Origin of the sequence: Bacillus sp. TH50, assembly GCF_016650565.1 — a bacterium.
Lineage (GTDB): Bacteria > Bacillota > Bacilli > Bacillales > Bacillaceae_G > Bacillus_A > Bacillus_A mycoides.
In genome coordinates this window covers 2286169-2305390 of the sequence record NZ_JAEKFM010000003.1, presented here as the reverse complement: position 1 = coordinate 2305390, position 19222 = coordinate 2286169, and the positions used below count along the sequence as shown (strand labels likewise).

The window sequence follows — 19222 nt, the reverse complement described above, 5'->3', positions numbered from 1 at the left end:
ATAGATTATGTCAAAAAACATTTTAATTGTTGAAGATGAAGATATTTTACGCGAAATATTAAAGGATTACTTTTTGAGTGAACAATATAAAGTGCTTGAAGCGAGAGATGGAAAAGAAGCTTTAGTCTTATTTGAAGAAGAAGAGGTCGATTTAGTTATACTTGATATTATGTTGCCGGAACTTGATGGATGGTCTGTTTGCCGAAGGATCCGTAAGACGTCCGGGGTCCCAATTATTATGCTGACGGCACGTGTAGATGAAGATGATACGTTACTTGGATTTGAGCTTGGGGCAGATGATTATGTTGCGAAACCATATAGTCCGCCTATTTTATTAGCGAGAGCGAAACGATTATTAGAAAGTAGACAAGCATCAAAGAAACCTTTAGAAAATGAAGATGATACGTTATCAATTCATGGCATTCACGTCCATTTTCCGTCACGTACTGTTACTGTTGATGAGGCAGACATTACTTTAACACATACAGAATTTGAAATATTAGCTTATTTCATGAAAAATCAAGGGATTGTTTTAACAAGAGAACAGTTAATTTCAAGAATTTGGGGGTACGAATTTGCTGGCGATGATCGAACGGTTAATAGTCATATTCGTAATTTGCGAAATAAATTAGGAGAGAAAGCAAAGTACATTACAACTGTAGTGCGAACCGGTTATAAATTCGAGGGGAACATATGAGAAAAGGGATTGTACTTAAATTATTTACCCTTACAACAGCTCTATGTATGTTGATTTTAGCGACGATATTTATTGGTCAAACGATATTTTTTAAACAATATTATGCGAACCGAAAAGTAGAAGATATTAAAGTGAATTTAAATTCCTTTGAGAAGAATTATTTGAATTATGTAGGAAATGCAGAAGGAATTCAGAAGCTGGAGCAAGATTTTTTAAGAGAAAATAATACGTGGATTACGATATTAGATCAGAATGGGAATTTAAAACATGTGGATGATTTTTATTTTGAAGTAACGATAGACCGTAGGCAACAAAAGAGCTTTGGACAACAAATATTCAAGATTCCCTTAGGTAATCTCGTCAATATAGAGGAGATTGATAATAAATTATCAGAGAAGTTTTTAGGACAAGAAATTTATTTTTCTGGAGTGAGAAAAGAAGAAAGTTTTATTCCATTCTCTTTCTCGTTAGGTAAGCAAAATTTAAGTGGATCTAATAAACCGTTAGAAAAAGCATTTAATGAGAAAATGCTTAAATTAGATCAGGAGAAAAAGAAAGCAGCTGAGGAACAAGTTGTTAAGGAAAAGAAGCCGGCCGTTCAGGAGCAAGCTGCTCAGGAATTAGATGCTGTCATAGTAGGACGTGTTACGAAAGTACAGTTCCCCGATGTAAAAGGTCCTGTGAATCCAATTTATAAAAATAGTTTATTCTTAGATAGCATAAAGGAATTTCAAACTGATTTATTATTAAAAGAGAATAATCATATACAGTATTCAACACAAATAATGGACTATGAAAAAAATGATATAAAATATAAATTATTAATTAAACCAAAAAAAGAAAAAGACGGATCGGTAACATATATATATGCGATGGCTTCTTTACAGCCTGTAGATGAGGCTGTACAAATGGTGCAAGATTATTACATCTATATTGTTGCATTTGTAGTCATTCTAATTTTTCTAGCTTCGTTTTATTACTCAAAACAAATTGCAAAACCGCTACTAAAAATAAATGATACAACGAAGAAAATAGCTCATTTGGATTTCACAGAAAAAATTCCGATTACTTCAAAAGATGAAATTGGTGATTTATCGCAAAATATTAATACATTATCTAATAAACTACATTCACATATTGGACAGTTAGAACAAGATATTGAAAAAGAAAGAAAGTTAGAAAACACAAGGAAAGAATTTATTGCGGGTGTATCGCATGAACTAAAAACGCCGCTGAGTATTATGAAAAGCTGTATTTCCATTTTAAAAGATGGGGTAGCTGAACATAAGAAAGACTACTATTTTCAGGCGATGGAAAAAGAAGTAGACAAGATGGATATACTAATTTTGGATATGCTTGAATTAGCTAAATTTGAGTCTGGCACATATAACATGAAGATGGATTCTTTCTATATAGATGGAGTGATTGAAGAAATATGTGAACAGCTTTCAGCGGAGATAGAGAAAAAAGAACTGAGTGTGCACAAACATATATGTCCAGCAGAAGTGATTGGGAATCAAAATAGAATTGAACAAGTAATTGTGAATTTTATTACGAATGCAATACGTTATACACCAGAAAAAGAAGATATTATTATTTCCACAATAGACGGGAAGGATCATATAAAAGTATGTATTGAAAATAAAGGTGCTCACATTGAAGAAGAACAATTAGATAAAATTTGGGATCGTTTTTATCGGGTGGATGCGGCACGGAAACGTTCACAAGGTGGAACAGGGCTTGGTCTTGCAATTTCAAAGAATATTTTAGAATTGCACGATGCTGAATATGGGGTGAAGAATACCGAAGATGGTGTGTTATTTTACTTCTATTTACCGAAAAAAGCGTAGATAATACATGTTACGCTTTTTTTAAGTTATTTTCATATTATCTTTACCTAATCTTTATTTTTAAGCAGTATAATTTGGATAGAAAATGAGGTTATGTAAGGAGTAGATTAGCCATGAATAGCAATTTACTAGGTGTGATGGTATTTATTTTCTTTTGTGCATTTATTGTATTTATTATTGATATTACTCATTGAGAGCTTTGATAAAAAAAAGAGCGCCATTTAGGCACTCTTATTTTTCTTATTCATTTGATAAGTACCAATGCTTTTGAATAAGCGTGGTGAAGTTGTAAATAAAAGGAGTAATAATACAGTACATAATGTGAAAGAAGCGAGCATTGTACTACCGTTTACAATTAATGAATATAAGACGGCTGATTGCCCTTTTGGTGCATATTGGCCCCAAAAGATAATACCTGCAATAAAGTGCCAGAAATAACGTGCAAGGCTACCAATAAATGTAGCAAAAATAATATAAGCAATGGTTTTCTTTCTTTGATTATTCATTAATGTTTGCTGAATGGGCTTATAAAATAGTCCAGCAAATCCAATGAATGCAAAGGCAACGAAGTATTCAATTATTGTTTGAGTCGGTGTGACGATAATTGCATCTCCAACAACAATTTGTAATAGTCCCCAAATTAAACCTCCTAAGAAAGCCGTTTTGAAGCCCCAGCGGTATGCGATAATAAAAATAGGAATCATTGCAAATGAGATGGAACCGCCTGTTGGAAGTTTAATTGATAATGGTAGAATGTCGATAATCAAGGCGAAGGCTGCAAGAATAGCAGATTCGATCATCGCTTGTAAATTGGTGTTACGCATGTTGTCTCCCCCTATATCCAAGTTGCACAAAAAAGAACATTATCATAGGAGGATACGAAATACGTAAATAAAAAAAGAGGTGTGTATTTCGGACGTTTGCACAATTCCTGCGTTAGCATTAACTAACAGGTTCAAAGGGTCGGAACGAATTGTTCCCTCTCAGCGGTAAGGCTCCCCCTGTGATAACGAGATTCTTTATTTGCTATTGTTCATTGTAAGCGAAATGGATGAGAATGGCAAATGAATACCGTATGACAATTATTGAAATAGAATTGTAGCGAAATGTTAATAAATATGAAGCAAAAGGGTATAGTCCAATTGAAATAGAGTATGATATAATTTTTCTGAAAATAATTATCATTCTCTTCTGAGGGGGAAGGTTATGAGCTTAGTAGATATTAAAATTGGCGAGAAAGTCTTAGTAAAAAGTATTCAGTCGTTAGATCAGTTATTAAAGCGTAGACTAGCTGCCTTCGGTCTCGCGGAAGGAAGCGAACTTCGCTTGAAACAGAAAGCGATGTTTAAAGGTCCTTGTACATTGGAGTGTCGTGGACAGTTAATTAGTATTCGTTATTGTGACGCGAAAATGATAAAGGTGGAATTAGCGTGAATAAGGTTGCTTTGCTAGGGAATCCGAATACAGGGAAAACATCATTATTTAATGCACTTACTGGTTCTTATGAATATGTAGGAAACTGGAGCGGTGTAACAGTAGAAAAGAAGGTTGGTAAATTAAAAGATAAGCAAGGAACATTAATTGATTTACCAGGCGTTTATGATTTGAATCCAGTTTCACGTGATGAAGGTGTCGTTACGAATTTTCTACTAACAGATGAATTTCATCATATGTTAAATATAGTGGATTCTTCTCAATTTGAGCGAAATATGCATTTAACATTGCAATTACTTGAATTTGGTAAGCCCGTTTCAATTGGTTTAAATATGATTGATGTGGCAAAGCAAAGAGGAATTGTGATTAATGTAAAACGGCTATCAGAAATATTAGGTGTAACAGTCGTTCCTGTCATCGCAAGAACCGGAAAAGGCTGTGAAGAATTACTTACTACTCTTCATGAAGAGAAACAAAAAGAGAAAAAACCATTCATTATTTCATATGGTGTACAAATGGATGAAGGAATTGGAGAGGTAATCGCTCTTTTAGAGACAGCGAATTATGAGCATCCGAGATGGTTAGCCCTTCAATTTTTAAGCAATAACGAAGTAGTAGAAAAAGAAATGAAAGCATTACCAATTTATAAGGAACTTATAGCCATTCGATCTCGTTTAGATGGAAAACTTGATTGTACGTTGGAAGAGCACATTTACAAGACTCGTGAAGCGTATATTGAAAAGTTAAAAACAAATGTTATGCAACATGAGAAAGAAGAGGAAATTCCTTTTTCAGAAAAAATTGATAGGTTAATTACACATAAAATTTTAGGACTTCCAATCTTTTTAGCAGTTATGTTTTTTATTTTTCAGGTTACGTTTACGTGGATTGGTACACCTTTATCTGATATGCTTGATGGATTTTTTGGCGGACAACTTACTGATTGGGTTACAGCTGGGCTCACAAGTGTTGGGGCTTCTGACTTTATTCAAGCACTCGTTACAGAAGGTATTATTGCTGGTGTTGGTGCGGTATTAGTATTCGTTCCACAAATCTTTGCACTATTCTTCTTCATTTCATTATTAGAAGACTCAGGATATATGGCACGAATTGCAGTTGTTATGGATAGAATTATGGAGTTTTTCGGTTTAAACGGAAAAGCATTTATTCCGATGATTATCGGCTTTGGATGTAACGTTCCAGGTATTATGGCAGCGAGAACGATTGAACAAGAAAAAGAAAGGTTACTTACAGTTCTTGTAACACCGTTTATGTCTTGTTCGGCACGTTTACCTGTATATGCACTATTTGCGGGAGTATTCTTCCCTAATAGTCAGGCGACTGTTGTGTTCTCTTTATACATTGCAGGTATTGTTCTTGCATTACTCGTTACAAAAATTATGTCACTTACTATTTTAAAAGCGGAAAAATCTATTTTTGTAATTGAGCTACCGCCTTACCGTGTGCCACAAGCAAAAACGTTATGGCTCAGCACGTGGGAGAAAGGTGAAGGATTTGTTCGTAAAGCGGGTACATTCATCTTCGGTGGTTCTGTTGTCATTTGGTTATTAAACTATGCAGGTCCATCAGGATTTGGTGTTGATATGGGAGACAGTTTCTTAGCGATGATTGGTGGATTTATCGCACCACTATTTGCACCGCTCGGTTTTGGAACGTGGCAAGCTGGGGCATCCCTTTTAACAGGATTTTTAGCGAAAGAAGTTGTCGTTTCTACAATGGCAATTATTTATGCGGTTAAAGAAGATGTGCTAGGAAATGTAATGGGAGCACATTATACTGCGCTATCAGCATATGCATTTATGTTCTTTGTTTTATTATATGTTCCTTGCTTAGCGACAGTAGCTGTTATTAAACGTGAAACAGGATTGATGAAATGGACAGTTTTCTCTGTCGTTTATCCGCTCGTTGTTGCTTATGTATTAACGCTCATTATATACCAAGTTGGGTCCTTACTCGGATTCTAGAAGGAGATGTATTAGGGTGATGGTCAATATTATAATTGGAGCTATCATTTTTGGTTATGCAGCATATACGTTAGTTAATTTTGTAAAGAGAAGTAAAAAGGGAAAATGCGCAGCATGCTCTTTAAGTAAGTCATGTCAATCGCAAACTTGTAGTCCAGATATGGAGCAAATTGCTCAGAAATAGAAAAAAGCTTTGCGCATTTCGCAAAGCTTTTTTGTTTACTTTTTAATTTTTACAAGTTGAGAAGCTTCTACGCCGTTGTAGCCAGGGAATTCTTTACTAGGGTCTTTATCAAATTTTAATACCCCAACAGATTTTTCATCGCCTTTTACATTTACGTAAGTTGCATCATCAACAATAGCGAACATGTCGGCATATGCACGGCCACTTCCGATAATTGTATTGCTTTCGTATTTTAATTTTGCTCCATCAAGTGTAGCATTTTCTACTTTTTCTTTAGCAAATAATACACCTTGCTCTGCTGTTACAGCTGGTAATTTATCAAGTGGTTTCGTGTCGTCTTTTTCATTAACTTTGCTAAGTAACTCTTTCTTCACCAGTTCTTCACCAGTTTTCTTATCCATGACAAGAACTTTTTTACCCTCTAATGTTGTCATTTTCATTTTATAGAAGTCTTTTTCTTTCACTTCTTTTTTATTTTGATCTGTAATTTTCTGAACTTGCTCATCTGTTCCATATAGTACAAAGCCGTTCGCTTTTTCTCCTAATAAAGAACAACCTGATAATGCTCCGAATGAAATTGCTGCTGCTAATCCGATTCCTACTAATTTTTTCATGATGATTTCTCCTTTTATATGTTTTATAGTAAATACATTTTTGTATTAGTTCTGAAATGATGAGAAGCTTGTTCGTTGCTTCTGGTATTAGTGTATAAGAAATATTGCAACGTAACTATCGAGTTAGCTTACAGTAACATTACAATAATGTAATTTAGTGAAATTGCATAAAAATAAGTCAATTCTGAAGAGGGTTAATGAGAATATATTAGGAATACAATGTTTTATCTAGAATGTCATATTATATTGGCTGTATTTTGGAAATAACATGTAAGGACATATTAGTTTTGTTATAATAAACACATAGGCTGTAAAAATGAATATTCTTTACTGTTAAGGGAGATTTTTCAGTTTTCCAAGTAGTGAATTTGAAATATGAGGTATATCATAGGAGGAATTTGGATGTCTGTATTTAAACGATTAAGAGATTTAACAATGTCGAATGTGTATTCATTAATTGAAAAAGCGGAAGATCCAGTTAAGATGACGGATCAATATTTACGCGATATGCAAGCGGATGTACAAGAAGCTGAGAAAAGTGTAGCAGCTCAAATCGCACTTGAGAAGAAATTTAAAATATTATTTGAAGAGCAAGAAGCACTTGTGAAAAAACGTGAAGAGCAAGCTCATATGGCTGTTCAAGCTAGTAACTTAGATCTTGCGCGCCGTGCTTTAGAAGAAAAACAAAATGCAGAGCAAAAGATGAATGAGTATAAAGCAAGCTATGAGCAAAACAAAGCTGCTGCTGATAACCTTCGCCTTAAGCTAGAAGAAATGCGTAAACAATTAACAGAGCTGAAAAATAAGCGTGAAACACTTGTAGCACGTGTAAATGCAGCGAAAGCACAAAAGAATATTAATCAGGCGATGTCTGGATTCGATTCAAATTCAGCAAAAGCTGGTTTAAGCCGTATGGAAGAGAAAGCACTTCAATTAGAGGCTGAAGCAGAAGCAAGCGGTGAAATTTACAAGAAAGAAAAGTCGTTAGATGATGAATTCGCAAGCTTAAACAAAAATTCTGTTGTTGACGATGAATTAGCTCGTATTATGAAGCAGTACGAGAAATAATATAGAATAGACAAAGAAACCGACATGTCTGAAGAGAATTCATGTCGGTTTTCTATTACCCCGCTATTTGCGGGCAAAGACTCCCACCTCAACATTTTGTGAAAGCAGAGAGATTGGTGGGAGTCGGGCTGCCCGTAAATGCCCGATTGGTGTGGGCTAATAATTAGTAGGGGATGGAAAACTCCCCACTGATTAAAGTTTCACTTTACTTTTTTAGAGGAGGTTTTGTAATGACGTGGATGAATGTTTTAGCTATGCTTGTATGGACTGGAGCGAGTGCAGTACTTTTATTTGCAATTATGTGGGTTGATTCGATTTTTACAAAATACAATGATTTAAAAGAAATGAAAAATGGAAATACAGCAGTGACAACGCGTTTCGTTATGAAATTATTTGCGCAAGGGTACATTTTATCTCAATCTATAACGAAAGCGAATGACTTATGGCAAGCGCTTCTTGCCTCAGCAGTTTCATTCGCTATTTTATTAATTGTAGAAATGTTCATTGAGTTTGTGTTAAAGAAAGTGTCTGGTTTAGATTTAGAAGAAGGAACGAAAGAAGGCAGCGTAGCACATGCGTTGTTAGCTGGTTCATTACATATCGTTGGTGCACTTATTTTAGGTGCTTGTTTATAAAGAGAAAAGGAGGGGTAGATTGTGAGTTTATTTAAACGTATTAAAAATATAATGAAGAGTCCGGAGCCGCCAAAGCCAGAAAAGAGTCTTTTAACGTTGGCTCCTGGCGATATGATTGAAGTCTCGTTAGTCATGTACGAATTAACTGGGAAAACGAGCATGCATTCTCGCAAGGAGATTATTTTAACTTTGCAGGATGGGAAAGATATTCGTTATTTGAAAATCGAAGACCGTGAAAATACGTATTACAAATTGTATACACCGATTGATGGTCGTTTAGATTCAATCGATGAAATTCCGACGACGATTGAAATGGATAATATAGAGTATCATATGGAAGAACAATATAATGGACGTGTTGTTGTTATGGGGAAAACACCATTCGCTGCTTCAGAAGAACAGTACGTATGGGAATTCCAATCTGATAACCGCAAATTATTACGTGTTGAATGGCAAAATGGTCGCACAATGATGTATGAGGGAGAAGTAATTATTCCTGCTGATGTACAAATCATAAGAGCAACATAAGGGGGGCGTAATCATGTCAAACCGATTGTTTACCATGATTAAATCGTTCGTGATCCCTATACTTGCTATCGTTACATTACTTGTTATTGCCGGTTATGCTTTATCGGGCTGTCAAAGTGGTCAGGCGAAGTCAATTCAGGACCGTTACCCACTAGAGTCTGTCGCAAAGGATGGTAAACAAGAATCTTACGTGTATAGGGCCGCCAATCGGTCAGTTCCTGAAGTTGCAAAGGAACTTATAGCCGAAAGGAAACCGAAGCAAGCATCTAAAGAAGACGAAAATCAAATGTTCCTCGTTTATTCTGATAAAATGTATAATTTACAAAAGGATAAAGAGAAACCATCTGATACATTAATTGAAATAAGTAATGAAGAATTTGTCCGTCAAAATTACCAACCATCCTTCTTACAAGGATATATTATGGGGAGTATATTAAACGATATATTTGGTTCACGCAAATCATCATACGGTGATTATCGCGGATATAATGACAGACAAAATCATAAACCGGTGATCCCAGAAAGACCACCTACGAAAGAGGAAAAGAAAACCCCGCCTCCAATTACGAAGGAAGGGAAAGGATCTATTATTAAGCGAGGCGATAATGTAGATCCGAAATCATCTGTAGGTGATAAAGGAAGTATTACGGAAAAAGGAAGTAAAACGACGCCACCGCCTTCTACCGGAAGCAAGGGGAAAATTACGAAAAACCCGGGTGGCTCGAGTGGATCTGATGTGAAGCCGAAATCATCCATTAAAACCCCACCAAAGAATACGTCGCCCCCGAAAACAAGGGTTGGCGGTTCAGGGAAAATTATGAAGAGAAGATAGTATAGAGACTGAAAAGTGGAATTTGCTTTTCGGTCTTTTTATTATGGGAATTAATTCCTTATAGCTGGTACAATTAAGTTATAAGGAGGAGATTATTATGACTATATATAAAAGGTTTAGTTTGATTATGTTCCTCGTCTTATTCCTCAGTTTGTTTATTAGCACAACGATGAAATTTCACTTTATCCCGCATTAACGGGCAGTAAAACTCCCACCTCAAAATTCGGTTGGAGCAAAGAAGTTAGGTGGGAGATCAACTGCCCGTAAACGCCCGATTGGTTCAACTAATAATCAGTGGGGGATGAACAAAACCCCCACTGATTATAGTTTCACTTTATAGTAGGTATTCTATGGATACTGTGTACATGTACTCTCTTTCTATATATTCCGCTTCGCTTTCAACATGAAGTGAACGCCTTTCAAAAGTACGTCGATTGGATTAAAAGCGGGGGGAGATGGAGGGAGTAAAATATATCAACGGTTTTTCGATTATATCTATCGTAGCTCAAAATATATCAACGGTTTTTCGATTATATCTATCGTAGCTCAAAATATATCAACGGTTTTTCGATTATATCTATCGTAGCTCAAAATATATCAACGGTTTTTCGATTATATCTATCGTAGCTCAAAATATATCAACGATTCGAAAAGGAATATCGATTTACCAACTTCATAATAAAAAGAGGCTGAACCAATATTTTGGCACAGCCTCTTTTTTCATAATGATTAATGAATATCACGTTTCTTAAAGTTACCGCCTTTTACTTCAGCTACGTCATAAACTGTAATAAAGGCATTAGGATCGATTTCATTAATCAGGTCCTTCATTTTACTTTCTTCTAAACGGTTAATTACACAAGAAATTTCTTTGAATTTCTCTCTTGAATAACCACCGTATACTTCGTTATACGTTGCGCTTCGGCCTAAACGATCGCGAATTGTTTCTACCATTAATTCAGGCTCTTTCGTGATGATTTTAAATGTTTTCGAACCACTTAAACCAACTTCAACGATATGAATCACTTTCGAAGCGATAAAGTAAGCAATTGCCGAAAGGATAGCCCCTTGAAGACCAAATACTGTTGAAACAAAAATAAAGACAAACATATTTAAGAACAAAATAAGGTCACTTGTTCCAAAAGGTAACTTACGAGAAAGTAATACAGCTAGCATATCGATTCCATCTAATGCGCCGCCGTTACGTAAGGCTAGTCCCATACCGAAACCGATAATAATACCACCAACAACTGTAACGAGTAGTGTATCACCTTCAATAATAGTTGGTATTCCGTGCATGACAACGGTACCTATTGCTAATGAAGCAATCCCGATGATGGAATAAATTGCAAAGCTTTTACCGATTTGTTTATATCCTAACCAAACGAAAGGAATGTTAATAACTGCGATTAGAGCTCCTAATGGCAATCCAAATAATCTTGAACTAACGATACTTAAACCAGTCACACCACCGTCGGACACGTTATTTGGAATTAAGACAGCTTCTAATCCGTACGCTGTGATAAATGCCCCAATAATAATCATCAAAGCTTTTGAAGCAATTTTTAGCTTATTGGGCTTACTCTTGACAATTTTCTTCATGTAATTTCCTCGTTTCAAACTAGTTTCTTATTTGTTACGTAATTCACACCTAAATTTCATTTTAACATTTAATTTGAAAAAATTCTCCTTTAATGGATGTATGCAGGGAATATTATCACCATATTACCTTTAAAATATTTTTGAAATGAGTATAAGAAATCCCATCCTTTCAAAGGATGGGAGGGTATTAAGAAATTATAAAACTAAGCACGGATAGGAATAAAGCGAATCCTAAAATAGCTCCGCAAACTTTCATATGACGTTTACGTCCCATTACGACAATCGCAACATATTCACGAATCATTGCGTTAGGCCAGTAATAAAACGCAGTTTTGGAGCCAATTCCTTGGCTATTAAGACCAGCTTGTCTTGCATATATACCAGCACGGAAAAGGTGGAAATTGTTCGTTGTAAAAATACTTTTATACTTACCTTCAGGCTTTAAAGAATCCATAATTTCTTTAGAGAACGACATATTTTGATATGTGTTTACAGAGCGATTTTCTTGCACTGTATGTTCAAGAGGAATTCCGTTTTCAACAGCGTACTTTTGCATCGCTTCTGCTTCTGGAAGGCCTTCATCCGGACCTTGTCCACCAGAGAAAATGATTGTTGGTGGTGTATTCACAGCAGCTTGTTTCCAATAAAAGTCGATTGCTTTATTAATACGACTTGCAAGTAAAGGCGGTACTTTATCATTAATTAAGCCGCTACCAAGAACGATGATGAAATCTTGATTACGTCTTGGTCTGTTGAATTGGTATAAAAAATAAGCGGTTAAGAAGTTAGATAAGTGTATAAAGAAATATAAAGTTATAAGAGAAATACCAGTGAAAATAGGCCTTAAATGTGATGAGAATAAACTTGCTGGATTTATAATAGGGAGTAACATCAAGAATAAAATCCCTAAAGCAGCAATGAGTGTTAAACAGTTAGTGAAACGTCTTCCTTCTCGTTTCATTAAAATTCTTGCGTTAAGAAATAACCCAAACATTAAAGCAACAATACCGAAAGGAATCATAATGATAAGTGCTAAAATAGGTAAAAACATGATGTAGTGTAGAGTATCATTACCTGAGTCATAAGCTACAAGCATACAAAAAATAAGGGAAAAACAGAAAAAGGCATTAAATAAAAAGCCGTTTATTATTTTTCGTGGATCCTTTAAGTAAGAGATAAGAAAAATAATAAACAATATAAGAGGAATAATTCCGAAATACATAAATATAGTACACCTCAATTTGTATAATGTTTTATTGCATCCTTAATATTACATGATTTTGAAGATGTTGATAAAAAAATAACGATTTCGAATTTTCTAAACAACAGATATAGTTAAATATGGTAAAATGTATTCAAAGCGATATATTAAAAGTAAAATGGTTGAGGAGGCACTCTGTGGAGTGTCTTTTTCTTTTTGGTATGTAATTATGCATATTATGTTTATTTTCAAGAGAAGAGGATTAAAATATAAGTTGTGGATACACGCTATAAAGCAGAATTTTATATTAATATTTACCTCTACTCTTTTTGTACCTAACAATCTTGTAATAATTCATGATTCTGTTTTCTAGTGTGTGTTTACAAAAAGCGGGATGGGGTATATATAAACAGGGGAAAGGACGTCTTCTTGAAAGGCGTCTTTTTGTTTCTTAGTATAGATAATTTCCACTATTAACGTAGTGCAAACTATCTATACTAAACATTAGCAATCTTCCGTATAAACATTATCAATTTACTATATATTCCAGTGGTGTTAAGTTAAATATGAAAGGCTTTCTTTTTCAAAATATTACCCCTAATAAATTTTTGAAAAAGTCAACTGTCTCCAAAATTGCCATTTGTGCTTAGCAAAAAAGAATCCTTCGGGGTTCTTTTTTGTATTCGACAGAATATGACAAAATGAAGCTATATAATTTGTTATATTGTTAAATGGTTATTATGGAAAAGAGAAGGAGACTTAAGTATGGGATTTAAAAAATTACTTTTAACAGGTGCAATTGTTGCAACTACAGCATTTACTTCAATCGGGACAGCGCAGGCAAGTATAGAGTTTAAAGATGTTCCAAACAATCATTGGGCTTATAAGGCAATTATGGATTTAGCAAATAAAAACATTGTTGCTGGATATGGAAATGGAATTTTTGGATTTGGTGATGATGTAACTCGTGAGCAAGTTGCAGCCCTTATGTTCCGTCAATTAAAGCCAGCAGTAAAAGAACAGTATAATAATCCGTATAAAGATGTTACTGATCGTTCGACTCAGTTTAAAAAAGAGATTCTTGCTTTAACAGAGATCGGTGTATTCGCTGGAGATGACACAGGGAACTTTAGGCCGAAAGATTCGTTAACTCGCGATGAAATGGCACAAATTTTAACAAAAGGGTTTCAATTGCAAATTAGAGGGGATCATAATTTCCCGGATGTAGATAGAAATGGATGGGCGAATCCTGCGATTACTGCAGTTAAATCAAATTATATTACAGCTGGAACTGGTGATGGTAAATTCGCACCTAGAATGCATGTAAGTCGTGAGCAATATGTTCAGTTCTTATATAACGCGACATTACCACTTGAAGAAAGACCAGGAGCAAGACAAGAACAACCACAACCAGAGGTGAAGCCGGAACAAAAGCCAGAACCAAAACGCTTTGCTAACTGTAAAGAAGCAAATGATGCTGGAGTTTACGATATTACAAGAGATAGTCCGTATTACGGTAAGCATTTAGATCGTGATGGCGATGGAATTGCTTGTGAGAGAAAGAAGAGCGGTAAATAAGAAAAAAGCACTCAGCCTGAGTGCTTTTTTCTTATTTACACATGCTATTTTTGTAGGCGTTTCTCATAGAATGGGAGTAACGAAATGAAAGTAGGTGACAAAATGCCAGCTATTGTGGAAGGGGTTATTATTGAGAACTGTAACGGGACAATTAACTTAGGTGATAAATATAACGTACATCCAATTGAAAAAACGAAAGCTTATAATGGATCTGGATCTTCAAATACGGGACTAAATGTGAGGACATTCAGTGGTATTAGTACGGCAGATGTAACGGATAACGATGTGTATGACCAAGTAATTCAATCTACGTTATAATTTTTGTATGTAAAATTGCATAAAATGATGTGCTTGCCCTGTGATACAATTTAGTTGTGAGCTGTTAGTGATTCTTCTTTATCATAGTTGTTAGATTAGAAATGTAACATCTTATCGAAAATCATACGTAAAAAAAGACACTTCAAGCGAAGTGTCTTTTTCATTTTAGTGATATCCTTTAGCAGAGTCTTTATGAATTTTATTTTTAAATATGCTGTAGCTCCAAAGCTGATATCCAATAACGATTGGTACCATGACGATTGCAACGAAGAACATAATTTTTAAGTTTAATTGACTACCAGCTGCGTTATATAACGTTGTACTGTATGCGTCGTTAATACGTGATGGTAACATTCTCGGGAACATACCTGCAAAACCGGTTGTCATAAACATTGCGATTGTTAAGCAAACGAATGTGAAGGCAAGGCCGATTTTATGTTTGTACACCATAATAAGTGTGAGTACACTCATTAACATTGCAAGTACTGGAAGAATGAATAGTACAGGATATTCCGTGAAGTTTTGGAATAAATTTGTACGATTTGCAGTTGCTACGTAGAAAATAGCTAAAATGATAGCAGCTGCCATTGAAAATGGTCTTGCGATTTTATAAGCACGATCAGATACTTCGCCAGTTGTTTTAATCATAATCCAAAGGGCACCAGATACGACGAATATAGCAGTGAAGAAAAGACCACCTAAAATACCATAATGGTTTAGTAAGCTAAGTAAAGTTCCTTCATAACCATCTTTTCCGATTTGCAGCCCGTAATATAGGTTAGCGAATGTAACGCCGAATAAGAAGGCGATTAGGAAACTACCAATTGTAAATGCCCATTTACAAGTTTTTTGCCAAATTGGTGAATCGTCTTTATGCATAAATTCAAGTCCAGCGGCACGAGCAAATAGTGCAAGTAATACTAAAAACAGTGGTGTATATAGGTAACTAAACATATTTGCATATGTGATTGGGAAGGCAGCAAATGTTGCGCCACCAGCTGTAATTAACCATACTTCATTACCACCCCAGAACGGGCCGATAGCTTCTTGTAATTGATTTCGTTCTTGTCGGTCTTTCGCCACGAATGGGAAAATCATCCCGTTACCGAGTGCGTAGCCATCAAGAATGAAGTAAACTGTCCAAATTACGCCCCATAAACCGAACCAGATAATTGCAAGCATATCATGAGACATGAGCCGCACCTCCTTCAGTAGCAGGCTCTTCTAATGCAGCAGGTCCTTTTTTCGCGAACTTTAGCATTAAGTATACGTCTGCAATTAAGAGTAAAGTGTAGAACAATATTAAACTAATTAATGAGAACCAAATTTGTGGAACTGATATAGGTGACACGGATTCTGCTGTACGCATTAGTTTATAAACTGTCCACGGTTGACGACCTACTTCAGCGACAATCCAGCCAGCGTTAATTGCGATATATGGAAATAAAACAGACCACATTGTAATTTTTAAATAACGTTTTGAGTTTTCTAGTTTTCCTTTTCGGTTTAAATAGAAACCGTACCAAGTTAATGCCATAAAGAACATGCCAAGTGCAACCATTAAGCGGAAGCTATAGTACACGAGGTTAACATTTGGACGATCCTCTTTTGGAATATCTTTTAAACCAACAATTTCTCCATCAAATGAGTTTGTATAGAAGAAACTTCCGAGCTTTGGAATAGTAAGTAGTTCAAAGTTTTTTTCATTTTTCACATCAGGAATTTGAATGATTGAGAAGCCTTGTCCTTTTCCGGTTTCCCAAACAGCTTCCATCGCAGCTCCTTTTGCTGGTTGATATTTAGCAGCTGATACACCGGATTGATGGCCCATAAATGGTGTAATTGTTGCGGCGAATAAACCTAACATTAAACCAAATTTAAATGATTTTTTGAAGAATTCCACTTCGTTTTTACGTAGTAAGTGATATGCACTAATTGCCATAACGAAGAAAGCACCGACAATATAACAACCAATTACAGTGTGGAAGAACATATTCCATGCATATGGATTTGTAACAAGTGCCCAGAAGTCATTTAATTCAGCGCGGCCATTACGTACTACGTACCCAACAGGATTTTGCATGAATCCGTTTGCAGTAATAATCCAAAGGGCAGAAATATTTGTTCCAAGTGCAACCATCCACATACAGAAAGCACGGAATTTTGGTGAGATTTTGTCTTTACCGAATAACCATATTCCCATGAAAGTAGATTCTAAGAAGAAGGCAACGAGTGCTTCGATTGCGAGAGGTGATCCGAAAATATCCCCCATATATTTGGAGTACTCAGACCAGTTTGTTCCAAATTGGAATTCCATCGTAATCCCAGTTATAATCCCCATTACGAAGTTAATTGTAAAAAGTTTTCCCCAGAAATTTGCCATTTTGCGGTATGTTGGATTCAATGTGCGGGCGTATTGAGTTTCCATACATGCTACTAAAATAACAAGTCCGATTGTCAAAGGTACAAATAAAAAGTGATAAAAAATAGTAATTGCAAATTGAAAACGACTTAGTAACAGAACGTCGGACATAATAAATATTCACTCCTTTTTTACATTATCTACAATCAGTTTATAGTGAAAAAACGTTTAAAGTATGTGAGACTTGTTACAAAGGTGTGTGTATATTTTGAAAGAATTATGTCGATTATCTGAAAAAATCCTATTTTTACTATAAAGCAATATCCTTTTTGAGTTTTTCAAATTTTGGTACACTATATATGTAGTGTAAATGAGAGAAAAGAGGGTTCTTTACTATGAAGTCATTAGAAGAGATTTTACAATACAATGAAAAATTCGTTGAAGAGAAAAAATACGAAGAGTATGAAACAGGAAAATTTCCAAATAAAAAAATGGTAATTATCTCTTGTATGGATACTCGTCTTGTTGAATTATTACCGAAAGCTATGAATATGCGTAACGGTGATGTAAAAATTATTAAAGTAGCAGGCGCTGTTATTTCACATCCATTCGGAAGTATTATGCGTAGTATTTTAGTCGCTGTATATGAGCTTGGAGCTGATGAAGTATGTGTTGTCGGTCATCATGATTGTGGTATGGCAAAAATTCAAGCAAGCAGTACAATTGAGAAAATGAAAGAGCGCGGCGTAACAGAAGAGAAATTAGATACACTTCGTTATTCTGGAATCGATTTAGAAAGATTCCTACAAGGGTTCTCTAGTGTAGAAGAAAGTGTAGAACATAGTGTGTCAATACTTCGCAACCATCCGTTACTTCCGGAAGAAGTACCTGTTCACGGTCTTGTTATAGATCCTGACACAGGAAAATTAGATTTAGTTGTAAATGGTTACGAAAATTAAGAATTTACTTTGTCATCCTTTTTATCTGGGACAGGATCAAATCCTCCTGGATGGAAAGGGTGACATTTTAATATACGCTTACATGTAAGCCAAAATCCTTTTAGGGCACCGTGTTTTTGAAACGCTTCTAATCCATAATGAGAGCAAGTCGGATGAAAGCGGCACGTTGGCGGTGTCATCGGAGAAATGAAATTTTGATAAAAGCGTATAATACTGATAAAAATCTGTTTCATAATGGTCTCCTTTTCAGCATAGTCTTAAAGTATTATAGCACGACAGTACATAATTCTTTACTAATGTCGATTTCCGTTATATCATATTGGATATAACGGAATTAAATTAAAAGCGGGAGAGATGTTGTATGCCATCAGTAGAAAGCTTTGAATTAGACCATACGATTGTAAAGGCGCCTTATGTAAGACATTGTGGAGTCCACAATGTAGGTAGTGACGGTATTGTAAATAAATTTGATATTCGTTTCTGCCAACCGAATAAACAAGCAATGAAACCAGATGTTATTCATACGTTAGAACATTTATTAGCATTTAATTTACGTAAATATATTGATCGTTATCCGCATTTTGACATTATTGATATTTCGCCAATGGGCTGCCAAACAGGATATTATCTTGTAGTAAGCGGAACACCAACAGTTCGCGAAATCATTGATTTATTAGAACTAACATTAAAAGATGCGGTTCAAATTACAGAAATTCCAGCTGCAAACGAAACACAATGTGGCCAAGCGAAGCTTCACGACTTAGAAGGAGCACAACGCTTAATGAACTTCTGGCTAAGCCAAGATAAAGATGAACTTGAAAAAGTATTTGGATAAGAATGAAAAACTGCCTGTGAAAGGGCAGTTTTTTTATTTTGTTAAGAGAAAACTTGCTCTTCTTTTATGAAAGTATACTAGACACTGCAACATATAAAATAAAGACAGAACCGAGAAAATAAACAAATGCTTTTGCTTTTTGCCGCTCTTTTATTTCATCAATTCCAAAAAGGATAAACATAATACTTAAAAGGATAAATATGAATGGTAAAAGCATAGAGAAGTTTGAAAAGAGGCTAAATAGGGCGAGAATAAGAGCGATAGTCGCTATTATAATTCGAATGTTTTTTAACATGAAATCCTCCTTTAGAAGAACAGTATAAATGGAATGACAAAAATAATGGTAAACATACTTAAACCGATGCTAATAGCTCCAATTTGCTTTTACTGCTTTTGAATCATCTCAATTCCTACTAAAATGCCATACAAATGGTAGGTGAAAAGATTTGAAAGTTCATTGTAAATGTACTGTATAAACATAGAATCAAAGTAATAAAAACGATGATTAGTTGTATTTGTTTTATGTGCATTTTAGCCCCT

The 19222-nt window shown here is 35.1% G+C and carries 21 protein-coding genes, 1 pseudogene and 1 riboswitch; of the genes and pseudogenes, 13 read left to right on the top strand and 9 right to left on the bottom strand.

Features of this window, described 5'->3' with window-relative positions; translation table 11 throughout:
- The first annotated feature begins 7 nt into the window (after nucleotides 1-7).
- Both JFU23_RS11990 and JFU23_RS11985 read left to right on the top strand, forming a co-directional pair.
- The gene (locus JFU23_RS11990; RefSeq protein WP_000041840.1) at nucleotides 8-697 is read left to right on the top strand and encodes a response regulator transcription factor; all 690 of its coding nucleotides are present in this window, start codon (nucleotides 8-10) and stop codon (nucleotides 695-697) included.
- Nucleotides 694-2547 carry a sensor histidine kinase gene (locus tag JFU23_RS11985; RefSeq protein WP_201031965.1) on the top strand — a complete coding sequence of 618 codons (1854 nt, stop codon included), beginning with the start codon at nucleotides 694-696 and terminating at the stop codon, nucleotides 2545-2547. The genes JFU23_RS11990 and JFU23_RS11985 overlap by 4 nt, the downstream gene beginning before the upstream one ends.
- 221 nt (nucleotides 2548-2768) lie before the next feature.
- Here JFU23_RS11985 and thiT read toward each other — a convergent pair whose 3' ends face one another.
- Entirely contained in the window at nucleotides 2769-3392 is a 624-nt protein-coding gene (gene thiT / locus JFU23_RS11980; RefSeq protein WP_201032278.1) for an energy-coupled thiamine transporter ThiT, read from the bottom strand.
- 65 nt (nucleotides 3393-3457) lie between these two features.
- A riboswitch (TPP riboswitch) is annotated at nucleotides 3458-3559 on the bottom strand.
- A gap of 194 nt (nucleotides 3560-3753) precedes the next feature.
- On the opposite strand from thiT, the gene JFU23_RS11975 reads away from it, so the two are divergent.
- The 3 genes from JFU23_RS11975 to JFU23_RS11965 are packed head-to-tail and all read left to right on the top strand — an operon-like array spanning nucleotide 3754 to nucleotide 6150.
- Entirely contained in the window at nucleotides 3754-3981 is a 228-nt protein-coding gene (locus JFU23_RS11975) for a FeoA family protein (protein WP_201031964.1), read from the top strand.
- On the top strand, nucleotides 3978-5966 hold the full coding sequence (gene feoB, locus JFU23_RS11970) for a ferrous iron transport protein B (RefSeq protein WP_201031963.1): 1989 nt from the start codon (nucleotides 3978-3980) through the stop codon (nucleotides 5964-5966). Before JFU23_RS11975 ends, feoB begins: the two co-directional genes overlap by 4 nt.
- Nucleotides 5967-5982: 16 nt before the next feature.
- Entirely contained in the window at nucleotides 5983-6150 is a 168-nt protein-coding gene (locus tag JFU23_RS11965) for a FeoB-associated Cys-rich membrane protein (protein WP_033708410.1), read from the top strand.
- A gap of 35 nt (nucleotides 6151-6185) precedes the next feature.
- Here JFU23_RS11965 and JFU23_RS11960 read toward each other — a convergent pair whose 3' ends face one another.
- Nucleotides 6186-6764 (bottom strand): lipoprotein BA_5634 family protein, encoded by a 579-nt coding sequence (locus tag JFU23_RS11960; protein ID WP_201031962.1) that lies wholly within the window; start codon nucleotides 6762-6764, stop codon nucleotides 6186-6188.
- Nucleotides 6765-7166: 402 nt separating this feature from the next.
- Between JFU23_RS11960 and JFU23_RS11955 the strand changes: the two genes are divergently transcribed.
- From JFU23_RS11955 to JFU23_RS11940, 4 genes are all read left to right on the top strand, one after another.
- Nucleotides 7167-7832, top strand: coding sequence for a PspA/IM30 family protein (locus JFU23_RS11955; protein ID WP_002015754.1), 666 nt, complete (start codon nucleotides 7167-7169; stop codon nucleotides 7830-7832).
- A 230-nt stretch (nucleotides 7833-8062) separates the two neighbouring features.
- Complete coding sequence (locus tag JFU23_RS11950) at nucleotides 8063-8467, top strand: DUF350 domain-containing protein (RefSeq protein ID WP_137058501.1); 405 nt, start codon at nucleotides 8063-8065, stop codon at nucleotides 8465-8467.
- 21 nt (nucleotides 8468-8488) lie between these two features.
- The gene (locus tag JFU23_RS11945; protein WP_201031961.1) at nucleotides 8489-8995 is read left to right on the top strand and encodes a DUF4178 domain-containing protein; all 507 of its coding nucleotides are present in this window, start codon (nucleotides 8489-8491) and stop codon (nucleotides 8993-8995) included.
- A gap of 13 nt (nucleotides 8996-9008) precedes the next feature.
- Nucleotides 9009-9827, top strand: coding sequence for a DUF4247 domain-containing protein (locus tag JFU23_RS11940; RefSeq protein ID WP_002129590.1), 819 nt, complete (start codon nucleotides 9009-9011; stop codon nucleotides 9825-9827).
- Between the two features lie 729 nt (nucleotides 9828-10556).
- Here the strand turns inward: JFU23_RS11940 and JFU23_RS11935 are convergent.
- Complete coding sequence (locus JFU23_RS11935; protein WP_002138778.1) at nucleotides 10557-11429, bottom strand: YitT family protein; 873 nt, start codon at nucleotides 11427-11429, stop codon at nucleotides 10557-10559.
- Between the two features lie 187 nt (nucleotides 11430-11616).
- A complete protein-coding gene (locus JFU23_RS11930) occupies nucleotides 11617-12651 on the bottom strand; it encodes a YdcF family protein (RefSeq protein WP_201031960.1) in 1035 nt (344 codons plus the stop codon).
- A gap of 744 nt (nucleotides 12652-13395) precedes the next feature.
- Here JFU23_RS11930 and JFU23_RS11925 point away from each other — a divergent pair.
- Entirely contained in the window at nucleotides 13396-14208 is an 813-nt protein-coding gene (locus tag JFU23_RS11925) for an S-layer homology domain-containing protein (protein WP_016092497.1), read from the top strand.
- An 84-nt stretch (nucleotides 14209-14292) separates the two neighbouring features.
- On the top strand, nucleotides 14293-14526 hold the full coding sequence (locus JFU23_RS11920; protein ID WP_002015747.1) for a spore germination protein: 234 nt from the start codon (nucleotides 14293-14295) through the stop codon (nucleotides 14524-14526).
- Between the two features lie 165 nt (nucleotides 14527-14691).
- Here JFU23_RS11920 and cydB read toward each other — a convergent pair whose 3' ends face one another.
- Both cydB and cydA read right to left on the bottom strand, forming a co-directional pair.
- Complete coding sequence (cydB, locus tag JFU23_RS11915) at nucleotides 14692-15720, bottom strand: cytochrome d ubiquinol oxidase subunit II (protein ID WP_002164909.1); 1029 nt, start codon at nucleotides 15718-15720, stop codon at nucleotides 14692-14694.
- The gene (gene cydA, locus JFU23_RS11910) at nucleotides 15710-17059 is read right to left on the bottom strand and encodes a cytochrome ubiquinol oxidase subunit I (protein WP_201031959.1); all 1350 of its coding nucleotides are present in this window, start codon (nucleotides 17057-17059) and stop codon (nucleotides 15710-15712) included. The genes cydB and cydA overlap by 11 nt, the downstream gene beginning before the upstream one ends.
- A 224-nt stretch (nucleotides 17060-17283) precedes the next feature.
- Between cydA and JFU23_RS11905 the strand changes: the two genes are divergently transcribed.
- Entirely contained in the window at nucleotides 17284-17847 is a 564-nt protein-coding gene (locus JFU23_RS11905; protein ID WP_002089163.1) for a beta-class carbonic anhydrase, read from the top strand.
- Here the strand turns inward: JFU23_RS11905 and yidD are convergent.
- Nucleotides 17844-18080 (bottom strand): membrane protein insertion efficiency factor YidD, encoded by a 237-nt coding sequence (gene yidD / locus JFU23_RS11900; RefSeq protein ID WP_137058126.1) that lies wholly within the window; start codon nucleotides 18078-18080, stop codon nucleotides 17844-17846. The two genes, JFU23_RS11905 and yidD, sit on opposite strands and share 4 nt — an antisense overlap.
- Before the next feature lie 128 nt (nucleotides 18081-18208).
- Here yidD and luxS point away from each other — a divergent pair, with 128 nt between their 5' ends.
- Complete coding sequence (gene luxS / locus JFU23_RS11895; protein WP_001141371.1) at nucleotides 18209-18682, top strand: S-ribosylhomocysteine lyase LuxS; 474 nt, start codon at nucleotides 18209-18211, stop codon at nucleotides 18680-18682.
- Between the two features lie 64 nt (nucleotides 18683-18746).
- Here the strand turns inward: luxS and JFU23_RS11890 are convergent, their stop codons facing one another.
- Together JFU23_RS11890 and JFU23_RS31055 are read right to left on the bottom strand one after the other, a co-directional pair.
- Nucleotides 18747-18977, bottom strand: a complete 231-nt coding sequence (locus tag JFU23_RS11890) for a YczI family protein (RefSeq protein WP_201031958.1) — start codon at nucleotides 18975-18977, stop codon at nucleotides 18747-18749.
- Between the two features lie 11 nt (nucleotides 18978-18988).
- Nucleotides 18989-19212 (bottom strand): annotated as a pseudogene (locus JFU23_RS31055) (hypothetical protein).
- Between the last annotated feature and the right edge of the window lie 10 nt (nucleotides 19213-19222).

What these genes read in the sequence shown, in the direction of transcription:
- JFU23_RS11990 (WP_000041840.1), top strand. Translation starts at nt 8, where the DNA reads ATGTCAAAAAACATTTTAATTGTTGAAGATGAAGATATTTTACGCGAA.
- JFU23_RS11985 (WP_201031965.1), top strand. Translation starts at nt 694, where the DNA reads ATGAGAAAAGGGATTGTACTTAAATTATTTACCCTTACAACAGCTCTA.
- JFU23_RS11975 (WP_201031964.1), top strand. Translation starts at nt 3,754, where the DNA reads ATGAGCTTAGTAGATATTAAAATTGGCGAGAAAGTCTTAGTAAAAAGT.
- JFU23_RS11960 (WP_201031962.1), bottom strand. Translation starts at nt 6,764, where the DNA reads ATGAAAAAATTAGTAGGAATCGGATTAGCAGCAGCAATTTCATTCGGA.
- JFU23_RS11955 (WP_002015754.1), top strand. Translation starts at nt 7,167, where the DNA reads ATGTCTGTATTTAAACGATTAAGAGATTTAACAATGTCGAATGTGTAT.
- JFU23_RS11950 (WP_137058501.1), top strand. Translation starts at nt 8,063, where the DNA reads ATGACGTGGATGAATGTTTTAGCTATGCTTGTATGGACTGGAGCGAGT.
- JFU23_RS11940 (WP_002129590.1), top strand. Translation starts at nt 9,009, where the DNA reads ATGTCAAACCGATTGTTTACCATGATTAAATCGTTCGTGATCCCTATA.
- JFU23_RS11935 (WP_002138778.1), bottom strand. Translation starts at nt 11,429, where the DNA reads ATGAAGAAAATTGTCAAGAGTAAGCCCAATAAGCTAAAAATTGCTTCA.
- JFU23_RS11930 (WP_201031960.1), bottom strand. Translation starts at nt 12,651, where the DNA reads ATGTATTTCGGAATTATTCCTCTTATATTGTTTATTATTTTTCTTATC.
- JFU23_RS11925 (WP_016092497.1), top strand. Translation starts at nt 13,396, where the DNA reads ATGGGATTTAAAAAATTACTTTTAACAGGTGCAATTGTTGCAACTACA.
- JFU23_RS11920 (WP_002015747.1), top strand. Translation starts at nt 14,293, where the DNA reads ATGAAAGTAGGTGACAAAATGCCAGCTATTGTGGAAGGGGTTATTATT.
- cydB (WP_002164909.1), bottom strand. Translation starts at nt 15,720, where the DNA reads ATGTCTCATGATATGCTTGCAATTATCTGGTTCGGTTTATGGGGCGTA.
- cydA (WP_201031959.1), bottom strand. Translation starts at nt 17,059, where the DNA reads ATGTCCGACGTTCTGTTACTAAGTCGTTTTCAATTTGCAATTACTATT.
- JFU23_RS11905 (WP_002089163.1), top strand. Translation starts at nt 17,284, where the DNA reads ATGAAGTCATTAGAAGAGATTTTACAATACAATGAAAAATTCGTTGAA.
- yidD (WP_137058126.1), bottom strand. Translation starts at nt 18,080, where the DNA reads ATGAAACAGATTTTTATCAGTATTATACGCTTTTATCAAAATTTCATT.
- luxS (WP_001141371.1), top strand. Translation starts at nt 18,209, where the DNA reads ATGCCATCAGTAGAAAGCTTTGAATTAGACCATACGATTGTAAAGGCG.
- JFU23_RS11890 (WP_201031958.1), bottom strand. Translation starts at nt 18,977, where the DNA reads ATGTTAAAAAACATTCGAATTATAATAGCGACTATCGCTCTTATTCTC.